This is a genomic window from Methylocaldum sp. 14B (genome assembly GCF_002005105.1).
In the GTDB taxonomy this organism is placed as follows: Bacteria; Pseudomonadota; Gammaproteobacteria; order Methylococcales; family Methylococcaceae; genus Methylocaldum.
Window position 1 is genome coordinate 53,441 of the sequence record NZ_MSCV01000006.1, and the last position, 16,594, is coordinate 70,034.

Genomic DNA, 16,594 nt, shown 5'->3' on the forward strand with positions numbered 1-16,594 from the left:
CGTATTTATAACTATGCCTACCCACCGTCTCATCAATCCCGCCGGCTCCCCGGACGAAGACGCAGTCGACCGCGCCATACGTCCGCGCCGTCTGGACGACTACATCGGCCAGGCGGCCATGCGCGAGCAGATGGCGATCTTCATTCAAGCGGCCCTGGCGCGACGCGAAGCTTTGGATCATGTTCTGATTTTCGGTCCGCCGGGACTCGGCAAAACAACCCTGGCCAACATCATCGCCAACGAGATGGGCGTCAGCCTACGCCAGACCTCGGGGCCGGTTCTGGAAAAGGCGGGGGATTTGGCGGCTTTGCTGACCAATCTGGAGCCGCGCGACGTTCTTTTCATCGACGAGATCCATCGCTTGAGCCCGATGGTGGAGGAGGTTCTCTACCCGGCGATGGAGGATTACCAGATCGACATCATGATCGGCGAAGGTCCGGCTGCGCGTTCGATCAAGCTGGATATCCCGCCGTTTACCCTGGTGGGTGCGACTACCCGGGCCGGACTTTTGACTTCGCCCTTGCGTGACCGATTCGGGATCGTCCACCGCCTGGAGTTCTACACGCCGGAGGAATTGACCCGGATCGTCACCCGCTCGGCGAAAATCCTCGGCGTTGAAATGAGCCCCGAAGGTGCCCGCGAAATCGCGCGCCGGTCGCGCGGAACGCCGCGCATCGCCAACCGGCTGTTGCGGCGAGTTCGCGATTTCGCCGAAGTCATGGCGGACGGAAGAGTCACCGTCGAGGTGGCCGGCAAGGCGCTGGAAATGCTGAACGTCGACCATAACGGCTTCGACCAGCTCGATCGCAAGCTGCTCCGCACCATGATCGAGAAATTCGAGGGCGGTCCGGTAGGGCTAGACAACATAGCCGCCGCGATCAGCGAAGAGCGCGGCACCATAGAGGACGTTCTGGAGCCTTACTTGATTCAGCAAGGCTTCATCATGCGCACGCCGAGGGGGAGGGTTGCGACGCGCACGGCTTACCTTCATTTCGGTCTGGAGCCGCCGAAGGCGCTCAATGTGAACGAGGAGCTCTTTTAGTTGGGGGATATTTCCGAACAAAGCGGGTTTCGCTGGCCCGTCCGCGTATATTACGAAGACACCGATGCCGGCGGCGTGGTTTATCACGCCAGCTATCTCAGATTTTTCGAGCGGGCAAGGACCGAGTTTTTGCGTTCGTTGGGTTTCGAGCAGGATGACCTTCGGACCCGACATGGGATCTTGTTCGCCGTTCGCTCGATGCAGATCGACTACGTGAAAGCGGCACGGTTCAACGAGATGCTCTGGGTGTCTGCCGAAGTGGAGCAGTTGAAGTCGGCGAGCTTGACGTTCAAACAACTGGCGGTACGGCAAGATAACGAACTCGTGTGCGAGGCGCGGGTGCGCGTCGTCTGTCTCGTCGCCGAAACCTTCCGGCCCACGGCCATTCCTGATTTTTTATTGCAACGGTTAAAAAATGACCTCTGAACTCTCCATATTCAAGTTAATCACCGAAGCGAGCCCGGTGGTCCAGATCGTTATGCTCATTCTGGTTTTGGCATCGGTTATTTCATGGACCTTCATTTTTTCGAAATACAAGGAGATCAGGCGCGCCGAGGAGACTTCGGAGGAGTTCGAAGAACGCTTCTGGTCGGGGATAGATCTTGCCGATCTCTACCGCCAATTGACCCGAGAGGATCTGGGGACGGAAGGGCTCGAAAATATCTTCATGGCCGGATTCAAGGAATTCGCGCGGCTGCGGCAACAGCCGAACATCGGTCCCGATGCGGTGATGGAGGGAACGCAGAGGGTGATGCGCGTGGCCCTGAACCGCGAATTGGAGAGCCTGGACGAGCGCTTGCCGTTTCTCGCCACGGTCGGTTCCACGAGTCCCTACGTCGGACTGTTCGGTACCGTGTGGGGCATCATGAACTCGTTCCGGTCGCTCGGCAGCGTCAAGCAGGCGACCCTGGCCATGGTGGCGCCCGGCATTTCCGAAGCGCTGGTGGCGACTGCCATGGGCTTGTTCGCCGCGATTCCGGCGGTCATGGCCTATAACCGCTATTCGACCGATATCGGGCGGCTGGCCAATCGGTACGAAGCGTTCACCGAAGAATTCCTGAGCTTATTGCATCGTCAGGCGCACGCAAAATGAACGTATCATCCGGGGGAAGCGGGCGCGGCCGTCGCCGCAGGCCCATGGCCGAAATCAATGTCGTTCCTTATATCGACGTCTCTTTGGTGCTCTTGATCATTTTTATGGTGACGGCGCCGCTGCTTCAAACCGGGGTGGACGTGGATCTTCCCCAAGCCGAGGCCAGAACCGTCGATCCGCAGCAGGATCTGCCCATCATCGTATCGATCAATGCCGAAGGCCGCTTGTTCGTGGATGCCGGCAATCAGGAGGACGTCGAGGTCGATTCCGACGCGCTTACCGCCAGAGTCATGGATGCTCTCCAGAAAAAACCGGGGCTCTCGGTCTTGATTCGGGGCGACAAGACCGTGGATTACGGCAAAGTCGTGATGGTCATGGCCTCGCTCAAAAACGCGGGCGTACCGAGCGTCGGATTGATGACGGGCCCGGCCGAGGACGAATGAGTCGTTCCCATTCCAAACGCTACCGTGGTCCGTTCGGGCTATCGGTGGCGCTACACGCTGTTCTGATCCTTCTTTTTGCGGTTCAGTTCGATTCCGTCACGCCGGTCGCGCAGCCGCCCCAGCCGGAAATCATTCAGGCGACAGCGGTCGACGAATTCCAGATCGAGCGGGGACGGCAAGCCAGGCGGCGCGAGGAGCAGGCCCGTCAGGAAAAGCTGGAAGAGGAGCGGCGCGTCCAAGAAGAGGCCGAACGCCGGGAGCAGGCCGAAGCCCAAGAATTGAAGCGCAAACAGGACGAAGATGCCAAGCGGCAAGCCGAACTGGAAGCTCAGCGCAAAGCCGAGGCGGAGGAAAGAAAACGCCTGGAGGAGGCCAAGCGCCTCGCCGACCAGAAGCGTAAGGCCGACGAATCCAGGCAAGCTGAGCTGGAAGCCAAGCGCAAGGCGGAAGAACAGGCGTTGCGCAAAGCGGAGGCGGAAGCGAAGAAACGCCAGGAGGAAGATCGCCGTCAGGCCGAGCTCGAAGCCAGACGCCGGGCTGAAGAGGAGGCGAGGCGAAAGGCCGAAGTCGAAGCTAAACAAAAAGCCGAGGCTGAGGCCAAGCGTCAAGCGGAGGCCGAGGCAAAACAGAAGGCGGAGTTGGAAGCCAAGCAGAAGGCGGAAGCCGAGGCGAAACGGAAAGCGGAGCTCGAAGCCAAACAGAAAGCCGAAGCGGAAGCGAAACGGAAGACCGAGTTGGAAGCCAAACGGAAAGTCGAAGCCGACGCGAAGCGAAAAGCCGAGCTGGAAGCCAGACAAAAGGCGGAAGCCGAGGCAAAACGGAAAGCCGAGTTGGATGCCAAGCAAAAGGCTGAAGCGCAACGCAAAGCTGAACTGGAAGCCAAACTCAAGGCCGAAGCGGAAGCGAAGCGGAAGGCCGAATTGGAGGCCAAACAAAAGGCGGAAGCCGAGGCGAAACGGAAAGCTGCCGAATTGGAAGCTAGACAGAAAGCGGAGGCCGAAGCAAAACGGAAAGCGGAGCTCGAAGCCAAACAGAAAGCCGAAGCGGAAGCGAAGCGAAAAGCCGAGCTGGAGGCAAAGCGGAAAGCCGAAGAAGAAGCGCGCCGGAAGGCCGAAGCCGAGGCGAAACGGAAGGCCGAGGAAGAGGCCCGCCGGCTACAGGCGGAGCGCGAATTGGCATTGCGCGAGCAGCTCGAGGAAGAACACCGAGCCGCGATGGAACAGCAAGCCAAGAAAGCGGCGAGCGACTGGGCGAATACGTACATCAAGCCGAAAGTTACGCGCTCATGGCTTCGTCCGCCGTCCGCCAAGAGCGGGCTGTCCTGTATAATTCAAGTCCGCTTGCTGCCGGGCGGTGAGGTGGCTGATGTCCAAGTGGTCAGCAGTAGCGGCGACTCCACGTTCGACCGATCCGCCGAGGCTGCCGTGCGCAAAGCATCGCCTTTGCCATGGCCTTCTGACCCGAAGGTGGCGGAACAACTTCGAGCATTTAAGTTCACATTCAAGCCCGAATAATTCTTGTCCAGGTGTTTGATGAATAGACGATTTCGCAGCGTTTTCTTTTTGAGCGTCTTTCTCACGCTCTTCAGTGGTTGGGCGCGCTCCGAGCTAAACGTGGAAATTACTCAGGGCGTCGAAGGCGCCATGCCGATCGCCGTGGTGCCTTTCGGTCAGCAGATTTTGCCGGGCGACAACATCGGCAGCATCATCGCGGCTGATCTCGCACGTAGCGGACGCTTCAAACCTTTGCCGGAAAGCGAAATGCTGGAAACGCCGACGTCGCCGGAGCAGGTTCGATTCCGCACCTGGCAAGTGTTGGGGCAGGATCATCTGGTCATAGGGCGGGTACAGCCCGGTGCCGGCAGCCAGTACGAGGCCGAGTTTTTCCTGTACGACTCGATAAAAGGTACGCTGCTGACCAGCGCCAGAATCCCGTTCAATGCGCCGGAGACGCGCCGCACCGCGCACCGTATCGCCGACGTCATTTATCAGCAGTTGACCGGCGAGCCCGGCGCGTTCGCTACTCGCGTGGCGTACGTAACCGTGACCGGCAGCGGCCCTCGCGATCGGCAGTACCGTCTCCAAATCGCCGATACCGACGGGTATAACCCGCAAACCATCATCAGCTCGGTCGAACCGATCATGTCCCCGGCCTGGTCGCCGGACGGCAAGCGGATCGCTTACGTGTCGTTCGAGAACAAGACCTCGGCCATCTTCATCCAGACCCTTGCGACGGGCGAACGTCAGAAGGTGTCCGACGCGCCCGGCATCAACGGGGCGCCGGCCTGGTCTCCGGATGGCTCTCAATTGGCTATGACCCTCTCCAAGGATGGCAACCCTGATGTTTACGTGATGAATTTGGCGTCCCGCTCTTTGCGCCGAATTACGGATCATATCGGCATCGATACCGAGCCGAACTGGTCGCGGGATGGCGGGAGCATCGTATTCACGTCGGATCGAGGCGGGAAACCGCAGCTCTATCTCGTGTCTTCCTCCGGGGGGCCGGCGCAGCGCTTGACCTACGAGGGAGAATACAATGCGCGCGGAGTGTTCTCGCCCGACGGACGCAGCATTGCGATGGTCCACGGCAATGGCGGCGATTACCGGATCGCCGTGATGGATTTGCAGACCCGTACATTGCGCGTGCTAACCAAGGGGCGTCTGGACGAATCGCCGGGTTTTGCGCCTAACGGGAGCATGATTCTTTACGCCTCGAAGAGCGGCGGAGTAGGGCAGTTGGCAGCCGTTTCGATAGACGGCAGGGTTCAGCAGAGCCTTCGTATCGACAGCGGACAAGTGCGCGAGCCGGCGTGGTCCCCGTAAGGCGGCGTTGGCGGGTTTCGTGAGAAGGGCGGAAGCTTAGAAAAAACAGTAGGTCGATTTTTATCTTGCTAGTGGGGAAAACAGATGAAACTTGTCAAGACTGCATTGGTTGTCGCTATGATGTCTCTTGTCCTTAACGGTTGTAGCTCGAAAGGCGGCGTGCAAGAGGAGGCCGGCGCCGAAGCGGGCATGGAGGGCGGGCCCGGCGGCCCGCAGATCAGCAAGTACGGCGAAGGCACGGATGGCGGCGCATACGGTCCGGGCGGCGCCGGTTACGGTCCGGGTGCGGGCGGGACCGGCGATCCGATGCTGGATGATCCGTCCAGTCCGTTGTCCAAGCGAGTCATCTACTTTATGTACGATAGCTACGAAGTGCTGCCGGAGTATCAGCAGGTCGTCAGTGCTCATGCGAATTATCTGGCTTCCCATCCGGAGCGCAACATCATTCTGGAAGGACATGCGGACGAGCGGGGCTCTCCCGAGTACAACATCGCGTTGGGCGAGCAGCGGGCCAAGGCCGTAGCCAAGATGATGCAGTTCCAGGGCGCTAATGATGGCCAGGTCCAAGTGGTCAGCTTCGGCGAGGAAAAACCTGCCGTATCGGGTCACGACGAATCGGTTTGGCAGCAGAATCGTCGGGTGGAAATTTCCTATTCGGGACGTTAACCGTATGCATCTAAAAAAGCCGGTTTTCACATTGCTGTTTTTGGGATCGCTGCATGCGACGATTTCGAGTGCCCAGCAGTACGACCAGATATACGATCGAAGGTACGATCAAAATCAAACCGGCTACGGGGTGGCTACCCTCGAGGAGCGCGTCTCTCAGTTGGAGAGGCGTCTCTCGGGAAACACCTTGATCGAAATGTTCAATCGGATGGAGCAGTTGCAGGCTGAAGTCCTCAAGCTCCGCGGGGAAAACGAGGAGCTTGCCCATCAGCTCGAAGAGCTGAAAAACCAGCAACAGGCTATGTATACGGACTTGGACCAGCGTATGCAGCAGTTGTCCGCCGGCGGTTCCGCTGCGCCGCAGGCGCCCCTCGATCAGTCCGCTTCGCCCGATGGCGCGGCCCCGACGGAAGCGACCGCGTCTCAGGCACCGGCGCCACAAGCGCCCGTTTCGCCTGGCGATCCGGGAAATCGCCAGGCGGCCTATCAAAAGGCTTTCAATACATTGAAAGAAGGAAAATATCCGGAAGCGGTCAAGGAATTCAAAAACTTCATCGCGGCCTATCCGACCGGCGAATACGCGGACAATGCGCACTACTGGCTTGCGGAAGCGTATTATGTCAGCCGCGATTTCAATACTTCGCGCGACATTTTCCGGAAACTGATCAAGGACTTTCCACAGAGCAGCAAAGTGCCGGACGCTCTGTTGAAAATCGGTTTCATCGAGTACGAAATCGGCCAGAAGGCGAACGCGAAGGAACTGCTGACCGAGGTCGTCAAGCGTTATCCCGATTCCAGCGCCGCAAAGATGGCGGAGAAACGGCTGGATAAGCTACGGCAAGAAGCAAAGCGCTGATTTTTGGCAGCGCCTGATTAGTGAATCAACTTCGAGTAACCGAAATCTTCTACTCCCTGCAAGGGGAGTCCCGCACCGTTGGATTGCCGACGGTCTTCGTCCGTTTGACGGGATGTCCGCTGCGTTGCGTGTATTGCGACACGGCTTACGCCTTTACCGGCGGCCAAAAGATGTCCATCAACGAAATCGTGGCTGAAGTTGGGACCTACCATCCGGGTTATGTGACCGTCACAGGGGGCGAGCCGTTGGCGCAGCGCGGGTGTCTCGTCTTGCTGGATGCGCTGGTCGAGAAAGGCTATGAGGTTTCGCTGGAAACCAGCGGGGCTCTGGACGTGTCGGACGTCAACCCGAAAGTCGTCAAGGTTCTGGACCTCAAGACGCCTTCGTCCTGCGAAGAGTCGAGGAATCTCTATCGCAACCTGAACTATCTCGATCGGAAGGATCAGCTCAAGTTCGTCATCATGAACGAGGCCGATTATCAATGGGCAAAGGCCAAGATGGATGAATACGGCTTGTCGGATCGTTGCGAAGTGCTCTTCTCGCCGGCCATGGGCGCGCAAGATCCAGCGGAACTCGCCGACAAGATTTTGCGCGACCGTTTGCCGGTTCGTTTCCAAGTACAGCTACACAAGATCCTCTGGGGCGACACACCCGGACGGTGATGACGATGATGAAAAAAGCGGTTGTTTTGCTCTCCGGCGGACTCGATTCGGCGACGACTCTGGTTATCGCGAAGTCGCAAGGATACGAGTGTTACGCCCTCAGTTTCGATTACGGACAGCGCCATGGCGCGGAGCTCCATGCCGCCCGGCGCGTGGCGCAGAGCTGCGGCGCGATCGAGCACAAGATTATCCGAATAGGTCTCGGCGAGTTCGGCGGCTCGGCGCTCACCGACACCCGCATCGCCGTGCCGGAGACTCCGCAGGAAGGCATTCCGGTCACTTACGTACCTGCGCGGAATACCGTCTTTCTCGCATTCGCCCTCGGCTGGGCGGAAGTCTTGGGCAGCGCGGACATTTTCATAGGCGTGAATGCCGTCGACTATTCCGGCTACCCTGATTGCCGGCCGCAGTATATCGAGGCTTTCGAGCGCCTGGCGAACTTGGCGACCAAGGCCGGTGTCGAGGGGAAGCATTTCAAGGTACATGCGCCGTTGATCACGCTCAAAAAGGCCGAAATCATCCGCATCGGGACAGATTTGGGCATCGATTATGCTTTAACGGTGTCATGTTATTCGGCCGACGATGAAGGGCGAGCCTGCGGTTCGTGCGACTCGTGTCGATTCCGAAAAATCGGTTTTGCCGAAGCCGGTATTTCAGATCCCACGCGCTATAAATCCTAAAGATCGAATGGTTCGGCTTCCGCTATTTGCCCGGCATTTTGCCGCTGAGCGAATAGGCGAAAGCGATCACTTCGGCCACCGCAAGATAGAGTTCCCGCGGAATTTCATTGCCCAGCGGGACCTTGGCCAACACGTTCGCCAAACCCTCGTCCGCGTGCAGCGGAATATTGTGTTGCCGCGCCCGCTCTATGATCTGCTCCGCGACCGCACCTTTGCCCTTTGCGGTCACGCGCGGGGTGCTCTCTCCGTCGTAATGCAGGGCGACGGCGATATCGGGAGGATTGACCAGCCGGGTCATGCGCGGATATCCAGGATCGGCGGGGAGGGATTTTCGGAGCGCGGCGAATCGGGCGGTCGATCCAGCGCCGTCAGTTGACCTACGGCTAGCCCTGCGCCATGCAGTCGCGCTCTAAGACGTTCGCACTGCTCGCGGATGAGGTCGGATGTCGTTGCCGTGTCGCTCCACAAATAGGTGTCGATCCGGTCGCCCTTCAAGACGACGCGCGCACAGAACGTCCCGAGCCCCGGCGGGTGCAATTCCAGCGTAAGCGACCAAGAGTCGGGACTCTCCGCGCTGCCGGGCTTCGCATCCTTGGTTATCAGCAGTTTTGCCGCGTCCTTATGCTGTCCATCGGTAAAAGGGATTTCCAATTGCCAAACAGATGGCGCGGCATCGTTCCTGGGCAGTGACGCAAGCTGATCCATGACCACCCTGGCGATTGCGGCTTCGACTTTTTGCGCGATACGTTCGGCTCCGCGTTCATTCCCCTGCACGAGTTCGTTCTGTTCGTCCGGTGACGGAAGAGTCTTGCGGCGTGCGGTGGATAATTCGTGCTCCGGGGTGCGCGGCGTCGCGAGCTGCGAGTCTCCAGGCAGTTTCGGTGAATCCTTTTCGCCGCGCTCCGCAGTTCGCGCGATTCGCTCATCCGCGAGCGCGATATCTTCGGATGTGCCGGCGTCTTCGAAACGAAACTCGGTTAGTTCCGCTTGCTCTTCGGCATCGGCGCTGAACGGTCGGGTTTGAATCTCTCCTCCGTCCGCCGTAGTGCGGGGCGTATCGGGGATAGCGTCCGCACTGGTCCGAAGCACCTTCAGCCTATCGAGAACTCGGAGCAGTTGCGCTTTGAAATCCGAATCGGCGAATTCGGCCGACGAATCGGCATTGTCGGCGAGCTTCGCTTCAAGAAATATCCCCGAGTTCAATAAACCTTTTTCCAAGCCCTCGGGTGTCGCCAACTCGGATTTTTTCGGGATCGAGGCCAACAGATTTTCTAAAGCTTGTGTGATCGGGACGGGCAACGGGGACGTTTGTCTGGCCTGCGCGACTAGGCGGTGGAGTTCCTGGATCACATCGGCGAGCGGTTCCTGTTTCGGCAAGAACAGGCGTAAAGCCTGCTGAACCGTCGATTCCGGCACATCGGCGCCGGAATCGCGCGGCACGATGCGAAGCTCGGGCGTGGTGCCGAGCTTGACCACCTCGAGTTCGAGTATCTGCCCCGGCTGGAGGTTCGCGCTGCTGTTTGCCGTAAGAGTGCGGCCGCCGGCGTCGAGTCGGAGAAGGAAGCTGTTGTCCTTGAGTTGTGTCTCAACGACCGCTCGAAGAATGTCCCCGAGCTTTAGCGGCTGCGCCCCGGCTTGAAGCAGGGGAGTCGTCGGGACGAGGACAGGCAGCCGGATTTCCATTTGTGTCAACGTGTAAGCATTTGCTGAATCTGCAAAATTTCTTCCTTGGCAAGACCGAGCACGTCTTTGCTCAAATCCGTCGCCGCTTGTCCCTCCATGAGTTTGCGATAAGCCGGAATTTCATCCATGCGGGGGTATTTGTGGATCTGCAGCGTGCCGACGAAGCTGTGGAGCTGGGACAGAATGACCAGATCCGTATAATCCGGAGCGCCGGGGTGATCGCGAAACCAATTTTCGGCGTGGACCGTCACATCTTCGAAATCCGGAGGAAAATTCCACTTCCGTAAGATCATCGCGCCTACGGGGGCGCGCAAGGTTTGTATCGCCTGGTCGAGATGGCGGGGATCGGCGATCAATTCCGGATGCCGATCGGCGAAGGTGAGCACGGGAACGGTGCCGATATCGTGAACCAGCGCAGCCAGCATCGCCCGATCGGGATCGAACCCCCTGGTCTTATGGGCGAGCACGGCACAGATGGCGGCGACGTAGCTGCTGTGCGCCCACAGTTCATGCATCCGTTTCCGGATCTGGGACGACTTGGCGATAAACACCGCTTTCAAGGAAAACGTGGTGATCAAGTGCTGCGCCGCCTTGAGCCCGAGTCGCGTCAGAGCCTCGGGGCAGCTCTCTATTTTCTTGCGGCCGTGATAAAGCGGACTGTTGGCGATATGAATCAGCCGTGCGGTAATGGCCGGATCGATTTGAACGACCCGCGCGATCTTCGAATTATTCGCCCGGTCGTCGTTGATGGCCTTGCGTATCTTGAGGGAAATGTCGGGGAGCGTGGGCAGCACCAGTTTCTTCGCCCGCATTTCCTGGTAGCAAAGCTGCAATAATGGGTTTTGAAGAGTATCTGCCGTCTCGAGAGTCATTACGAATGGAATGCGTTCGTTGGATCGCCGATGACACTGAATCCGGGAAAAACAATAAGGATAGCCTGGTTCCGGTCCCTCGGTAACATCCCTCGATCTTCGCGATAAAGGAATACACCGGATTTTGGTATTATTAGCGTTCCTCCACCCTCTAGTCACTGAGGGCCGACGGCAAAAGTCGGCAACTCTAAGTACATTCCGTAAATATTTGCGGAATCTCGACAGATTGGTGGGGTTGTCCTGCAGGTTGCCTATGCCGCAAGACTTCCCTGAATGTACTTAGTCTTTTTTCAGGATTATTCGAATGACCATACGCACCCGATTTGCTCCCAGCCCTACGGGTTACTTGCACGTTGGCGGCGCGCGCACGGCGCTTTTCTCCTGGCTTTACGCACGCAAGCACGGCGGCACCTTTATCCTGCGCATCGAGGATACGGACTTGGAGCGTTCCACGGTCGACGCGGTCAATGCGATTCTGGAGGGTATGACCTGGCTCGGGCTGGAATACGACGAAGGACCGTTTTATCAAACCCATCGGTTCGAGCGTTATAAAGCCATTGCCCAGCAATTGCTGAACGAAGGCAAGGCCTATCATTGCTACTGCACTAGGGAAGAGTTGGATAACCTCCGTGCCGAACAACTGGCACGCAAGGAAAAGCCCCGCTACGACGGCCGTTGCCGCCATCGTACCGAGCCCCGCGAAGGCGTTCAGCCGGTGATGCGGTTTCGCAATCCGGACGACGGCGAAGTCGTCATCGAAGATCTCGTGCGTGGCCAAGTCATTGTGAAGAACAGTGAATTGGACGATCTCATCATTCTCCGCTCGGACGGTACCCCCACCTACAACTTCACGGTGGTGGTCGACGACCTCGACATGCAGATCACCCATGTCATCCGCGGCGACGACCATCTCAACAACACGCCGCGCCAGATCAACATTCTGAAGGCTTTGGGCGCGCCGCTGCCGAAATACGCTCACGTGCCGATGATCTTAGGGCCAGATGGAGCCAAGCTATCGAAACGCCATGGAGCGGTCAGCGTCATGCAATACCGCGACGACGGCTATTTGCCCGAGGCGCTCATCAATTATCTGGTGCGCCTCGGCTGGTCCCATGGCGATCAGGAGATCTTTTCGGTGGACGAAATGATCGAGCTGTTCGATGTTAACGACATCAATCATTCGGCCTCGGCGTTCAATCCGGAAAAACTGTTGTGGCTGAATCATCACTACATCATGCACAGCGATCCCTTGCATGTCGCGCATCATCTGCGCTGGCATCTGGGACAACTGGACATCGATCCCACTCGGGGGCCCGATCCCGTCAGGGTGGTCGAAGCGCAGCGCGAGCGGTGCAAGACCCTGGTCGATATGGCGAAGGCGAGCGTCTTCTTTTACAAAGAGTTCGAAGCGTACGACGAGAAGGCCGCCAGCAAGAACCTGACCGCCGATAATCTCGGGGCGCTGCAAGCGCTGGAAACAAAACTCTGGGCGCTGGGTAACTGGAGCCGAGAGGCGATTCACCAGGTGGTCGTGGAGACGGCGGAAACGCTTGGAGTGAAGATGGGCAGCGTCGCTCAGCCGCTTCGGGTCGCCGTATCGGGAACGACGGTATCGCCTCCCATCGACCTCACCCTGGAGTTGTTGGGAAAAGATACGACGCTCTCCAGGGTCGGCCGAGCCATCGCCTATATCAATAAAAAAGCCTAGACAAACGCGAAGTCTTTCTTTAATATTCGCGTTCTCGATCGCGTGGGGCCATAGCTCAGCTGGGAGAGCGCAACAATGGCATTGTTGAGGTCGCGAGTTCGATCCTCGCTGGCTCCACCACTCGCGGATTGACCAATCAAGTTCCTTGTCCCCATCGTCTAGAGGCCTAGGACACCGCCCTTTCACGGCGGTAACAGGGGTTCGAATCCCCTTGGGGACGCCACGTTTATATAACCTTGGGGCAGCAAGGTCCCAACGGTCGTTTGTCGTTCCGCCAGCAAGACTTTCTTGCCGTCCCGTTCCACCGGAATACGCCGAATCGGTTCCTTGAGCAGTTTCCGGAGCGCCTTTCGTGCCGCGGCCACATCGCCCTGCATCTGGATCTTGAAGCATCCAATCTCGTCATGAAGTTGCTGGCGAAGCTGGCGCGGATCCCATGCGGCCGGCGTTTCGCTCAAACGCCTCATGTCCTCGTCAAGGCTTTGGATCCGGGGTTCGCGTTTGGGGGTTTCTGCGAGGATGCTGGTGGACGTCTGGCCCGAGGCAATCAGCGCCATGAAGTTGGCCAGTTCCTTTTTGAGCTTTTGGATCTCGCCCAGATAGTCGGGCGGCTCAGTCGTCAGGGCTTGCTTGATGAGGCTCAGGGCCTTTTCAATCACATAATCGATCGCCTCGGACGTGAGAATCGTCACCCGGGACCGGACAGGATCTCCTGATCGAGCGTCTCCACCCGGACTTTGTGATCGTTCACGCAGACGCTGGCGCCGCGGCTGTGGTGGTACGAACAGTCATAGTAGTAGTGATTCCGCTTGCCGCCCAAGGCCACGATGTTGCTCCCGCAAAGACTGCTGCAGGCCAGGCTCGAGAGAAGATACTTCGATTCCTTCGGGGATCGGGGCGATAGAAGCGCTCGCCTCCGGTCGCTTTGAGATAATTTTGGGGCGCCGCTTCGAGCCGGCCTGGACTTCATCCCGGAGGTCTTGAGATACGATGGCGAGCTTCGGGCCGACGGATTTCGAGATGGTCCGCCTGGGGCATCCGCTTCTTCGCCGATCCGCCCTGACGGGTGTTTCGGTACTCGCCAAACGGGATTCACCCGAGATAGCGCCGCCGACGCAGCATCGGTTGGATCGCCGCTCAGGGTCTTGACCAGGGTGGTATAGCGATGTCCACCCGCATACATCTGAAAGATCGCACGGATACAACCTGTTCGGCCTGGGTGTTTGTTCTCAATTGATTTTCGGGACTCCGTACCCATATCGCCATTGCTCCGACTGGTCCTTATTCATCCGTTGTGAAGTTAAGTTCTTGAGCTTAAGCTCCAAATTTCTCGTTATTAATGATTGATGCTAAACCATGAAACGACTGGTTGTGATCGATATCGTTGGGCTTAATCCTTCGCTCTTGGGCGAGCACACGCCACATTTGAACCGGCTGATTACGGATGGATTTGTCGCTAATTTGGAGCCGGTTTTTCCGGGCGTGACGTGTACCGCCCAAGCATCGATGCTGACCGGTTCCCTTCCCCGGGAGCACGGAATAGTCGCCAACGGCTGGTATTTTCGCGATCTTGCCGAAGTATGGTTCTGGCGTCAGTCCAATCATCTCGTCCATGGCGAGAAGGTTTGGGATGCAGCGAAAATGTCCATCCGCGATTTCAGCTGCGCTCAACTCTTCTGGTGGTACAACATGTACGCTGACGTGGAGTACTCTGTTACCCCACGCCCCATTTATCCCGCGGATGGGCGGAAAATTCCGGCGCTTTACTCGAATCCCGCAGATCTGCACCGGAGGATCGAAGCCGAATTGGGTCCTTTCCCGATGTTTAACTTTTGGGGCCCGGCGGCGGACTTACGATCGTCGAGCTGGATCGCAAATGCCGCCAAATGGACGTTCGACCATCATCCCTGCAAACTGCAACTGGTGTATCTGCCGCACCTGGATTACAACCTTCAGCGCCTCGGGCCGGCCGATCCGCGAATATGGGAAGACGTCCGCGCCATCGATGCCGTCGCGGGAGACTTGATCGACCACGTTAGGGCTCAGGGAGCCGATGTTATGGTGGTCTCCGAGTACGGCATCGAGCCGGCCACGGGCTGTGTCCATATCAATAAAGTTTTGCGCGAACAGGGCTACATCTCCGTGCGCGAGACCCTCGGCTACGAGTTGCTGGACTTCGGCGCGTCGCGCGCCTTCGCCGTGGCCGATCATCAGATAGCCCATGTCTACGTGCGGAACGCTTCGGACAGTCCTGCCGTGGAACGCTTGCTTGGCACGGTACCGGGTATCGAGCGAGTACTGGCGGAGCAGGGAAAAGCCGAAATGGGCCTGGATCATCCGCGCTCCGGGGAATTGATCGCCATCGCCGAACCCGGGCATTGGTTCAGCTATTACTATTGGCAGGACGATGCGAAGAGTCCTGACTTTGCCCGTACGGTCGATATCCATCGCAAGCCGGGCTACGATCCGGTGGAGCTTTTCGTCGATCCGGACATCCGGTGGCCAAAGCTCAAAATTGGGTTTCGGCTGCTCCAAAAGCAACTAGGCTTCCGAATGTTGATGGATGTGATTCCACTCAAACCGGACCTGGTTAAGGGCACTCATGGCCGGTGCCACCAATCGGCTGACTTGAATCCCGTTTTGATCTCTTCCCGGCGCGACTTTGCGGTTGATCAGTTGCCGATAACCGGAATTAAACAACTGATATTGAATAGCCTTAATTGACAGCGGCTTCCGTAGAAGCCATTCACTGGATTTAGGGTCTACCGGTCCATGGTCATGGGTTCGCCTCCGGCATAGCTCACCATCATTTCTTCATTTGAAACTTCGGCGTTCATTCTTCCGGTTATCTCAGTCGTTCGCACATGATCGTCGGGGGCGCGATCTTCGCCCTTAGGCAAGCCGGGGGCCGGGCCCTATTGAATCAGGCGATAACCACGAGCGGTGATGTACGGGGCGGGGTGGCAACGGAAGTTCCGGCACTCTCGGCTATCGAGGTGGCTTAAACCGGAGTTGCAATGTCAAAAATTTTTACATACCAGAGTTCGGTGCGGCGTGCTCAATCTTCAATACAAACATGTGCTTAGGTGTATCAGTCTGAGAACACTCGTTAAAAAACCTCACCGCGAGTGTCGAAATCTTTTACGGTCTCGCCGGCCGATAAGGGACCTGAGTTGCTAAAGTTCCCTGCATCACACAAAAAGCTCCATAAAATCAATTTATTATCATATCTGTTGCATTTATGGCACAGGCCTTGCCTTGTACATGAGGCAGTTATGGTCGGCAAGTCATTTGAGTCGTCCGTACGCTTCTGATGTTCGACGGTAATAAGCGCTTATCCCGGTAGGCCGCTCGCTCGGAGTGACGTCGACGGGTTTCGAGCGCCAACCATAGGGCGTCTACGAACAAGCCCATTTTGTCCGCTTTGATTGGGGAAGGATCCGGATGAAAAGTCTTCTAAAAGCCAGTCTTGGCTTGCTCCTTATCTGTTCTGGTTCGAATGCAAGTGCGACGGTGATTCGCTATCAGGCGATCGATCTCGCCGACAGCGTGGTCGGTCAGGATCTCTGGCAATACCGCTATGACGTTAGCGGCTTGCCCGGATCGGCCGTGGGGTTCGATGTGTTCTTCAATCTGAGCGAGGGCTACCAGGCGGGCGACTTGAGCGATCCGCTGGCGCCCAATGGCGACTGGACGGTCGTCCTCCTTCAGCCCGACCCGGTCCTGCCGGACGACGGCCGTTTTTATGCCGAGATCGTCGCCGTTTCGCCGGTTCTACCGAATCTTCCCGATACTTATTTCAGCGTCAACTTTGTCTGGCCCGGGACCGGAGCCCCGGGTGGGCAAAGCTTTGCGATTTACGATGCCAACTTCGACATCCTCGAAGCCGGGCGCACCAGACCGTTCGGTGAAGCGATCCCAGAACCCGCGGTTCCCGCGTTGCTGCTCGTAGGACTGTTCGGATTGACCTGGTTTCGGACCCGGCGCAGCCAACGCGAGCTTTCCAAGCCGTAGCCATTTTTCCGCTGCCGGATTGTTGGCAGTGACAAAAGCGGCTCGTCTACACC

Annotated in this window: 17 protein-coding genes and 2 tRNA genes; 15 read left to right on the forward strand and 4 right to left on the reverse strand. The window is 57.9% G+C overall.

The window, feature by feature from the left end:
- Positions 1–13 precede the first annotated feature (13 nt).
- The 10 genes from ruvB (at position 14) to queC (ending at position 8,264) form a co-directional block, all read left to right on the forward strand.
- The gene (ruvB, locus tag B2A78_RS05820) at positions 14–1,042 is read left to right on the forward strand and encodes a Holliday junction branch migration DNA helicase RuvB (protein ID WP_077728970.1); all 1,029 of its coding nucleotides are present in this window, start codon (positions 14–16) and stop codon (positions 1,040–1,042) included.
- On the forward strand, positions 1,043–1,468 hold the full coding sequence (gene ybgC, locus B2A78_RS05825) for a tol-pal system-associated acyl-CoA thioesterase (protein WP_077728971.1): 426 nt from the start codon (positions 1,043–1,045) through the stop codon (positions 1,466–1,468). It begins immediately after the preceding gene.
- Complete coding sequence (tolQ, locus tag B2A78_RS05830) at positions 1,458–2,135, forward strand: protein TolQ (protein WP_077728972.1); 678 nt, start codon at positions 1,458–1,460, stop codon at positions 2,133–2,135. Before ybgC ends, tolQ begins: the two co-directional genes overlap by 11 nt.
- On the forward strand, positions 2,132–2,578 hold the full coding sequence (gene tolR, locus B2A78_RS05835) for a protein TolR (RefSeq protein WP_077728973.1): 447 nt from the start codon (positions 2,132–2,134) through the stop codon (positions 2,576–2,578). Before tolQ ends, tolR begins: the two co-directional genes overlap by 4 nt.
- Positions 2,575–4,092, forward strand: coding sequence for a cell envelope integrity protein TolA (tolA, locus tag B2A78_RS05840; protein WP_077728974.1), 1,518 nt, complete (start codon positions 2,575–2,577; stop codon positions 4,090–4,092). The genes tolR and tolA overlap by 4 nt, the downstream gene beginning before the upstream one ends.
- A gap of 18 nt (positions 4,093–4,110) precedes the next feature.
- Positions 4,111–5,400, forward strand: coding sequence for a Tol-Pal system beta propeller repeat protein TolB (gene tolB / locus B2A78_RS05845; protein WP_077728975.1), 1,290 nt, complete (start codon positions 4,111–4,113; stop codon positions 5,398–5,400).
- A gap of 84 nt (positions 5,401–5,484) precedes the next feature.
- On the forward strand, positions 5,485–6,066 hold the full coding sequence (gene pal / locus B2A78_RS05850; RefSeq protein ID WP_077728976.1) for a peptidoglycan-associated lipoprotein Pal: 582 nt from the start codon (positions 5,485–5,487) through the stop codon (positions 6,064–6,066).
- Between the two features lie 4 nt (positions 6,067–6,070).
- Positions 6,071–6,922 carry a tol-pal system protein YbgF gene (gene ybgF / locus B2A78_RS05855; RefSeq protein WP_077728977.1) on the forward strand — a complete coding sequence of 284 codons (852 nt, stop codon included), beginning with the start codon at positions 6,071–6,073 and terminating at the stop codon, positions 6,920–6,922.
- A gap of 20 nt (positions 6,923–6,942) precedes the next feature.
- Positions 6,943–7,584, forward strand: a complete 642-nt coding sequence (gene queE, locus B2A78_RS05860) for a 7-carboxy-7-deazaguanine synthase QueE (RefSeq protein WP_077728978.1) — start codon at positions 6,943–6,945, stop codon at positions 7,582–7,584.
- A 5-nt stretch (positions 7,585–7,589) separates the two neighbouring features.
- Entirely contained in the window at positions 7,590–8,264 is a 675-nt protein-coding gene (queC, locus tag B2A78_RS05865) for a 7-cyano-7-deazaguanine synthase QueC (protein ID WP_205780682.1), read from the forward strand.
- A gap of 22 nt (positions 8,265–8,286) precedes the next feature.
- Here queC and B2A78_RS05870 read toward each other — a convergent pair whose 3' ends face one another.
- Genes B2A78_RS05870 through B2A78_RS05880 form a run of 3 tightly spaced genes read right to left on the reverse strand, consistent with a single transcriptional unit; the run spans position 8,287 to position 10,819 of the window.
- Complete coding sequence (locus tag B2A78_RS05870; protein ID WP_077728979.1) at positions 8,287–8,562, reverse strand: EscU/YscU/HrcU family type III secretion system export apparatus switch protein; 276 nt, start codon at positions 8,560–8,562, stop codon at positions 8,287–8,289.
- Entirely contained in the window at positions 8,559–9,947 is a 1,389-nt protein-coding gene (locus B2A78_RS05875; protein WP_143735085.1) for a flagellar hook-length control protein FliK, read from the reverse strand. Before B2A78_RS05875 ends, B2A78_RS05870 begins: the two co-directional genes overlap by 4 nt.
- Before the next feature lie 5 nt (positions 9,948–9,952).
- Positions 9,953–10,819 (reverse strand): HDOD domain-containing protein, encoded by an 867-nt coding sequence (locus B2A78_RS05880; RefSeq protein WP_077728981.1) that lies wholly within the window; start codon positions 10,817–10,819, stop codon positions 9,953–9,955.
- Between the two features lie 304 nt (positions 10,820–11,123).
- On the opposite strand from B2A78_RS05880, the gene gltX reads away from it, so the two are divergent.
- From gltX to B2A78_RS05895, 3 genes are all read left to right on the forward strand, one after another.
- Positions 11,124–12,527, forward strand: a complete 1,404-nt coding sequence (gene gltX / locus B2A78_RS05885) for a glutamate--tRNA ligase (RefSeq protein ID WP_077728982.1) — start codon at positions 11,124–11,126, stop codon at positions 12,525–12,527.
- 44 nt (positions 12,528–12,571) lie between these two features.
- Positions 12,572–12,647, forward strand: a tRNA-Ala gene (locus tag B2A78_RS05890).
- 27 nt (positions 12,648–12,674) lie between these two features.
- Positions 12,675–12,750 (forward strand) — tRNA-Glu (locus tag B2A78_RS05895).
- A 465-nt stretch (positions 12,751–13,215) separates the two neighbouring features.
- Here the strand turns inward: B2A78_RS05895 and B2A78_RS25585 are convergent.
- Entirely contained in the window at positions 13,216–13,710 is a 495-nt protein-coding gene (locus B2A78_RS25585) for a recombinase zinc beta ribbon domain-containing protein (RefSeq protein ID WP_143735086.1), read from the reverse strand.
- Between the two features lie 173 nt (positions 13,711–13,883).
- Between B2A78_RS25585 and B2A78_RS05905 the strand changes: the two genes are divergently transcribed.
- On the forward strand, positions 13,884–15,251 hold the full coding sequence (locus B2A78_RS05905) for a nucleotide pyrophosphatase/phosphodiesterase family protein (protein ID WP_077728984.1): 1,368 nt from the start codon (positions 13,884–13,886) through the stop codon (positions 15,249–15,251).
- A gap of 720 nt (positions 15,252–15,971) precedes the next feature.
- The gene (locus B2A78_RS05910; RefSeq protein WP_077728985.1) at positions 15,972–16,541 is read left to right on the forward strand and encodes a PEP-CTERM sorting domain-containing protein; all 570 of its coding nucleotides are present in this window, start codon (positions 15,972–15,974) and stop codon (positions 16,539–16,541) included.
- The last annotated feature ends 53 nt before the right edge of the window (positions 16,542–16,594 follow it).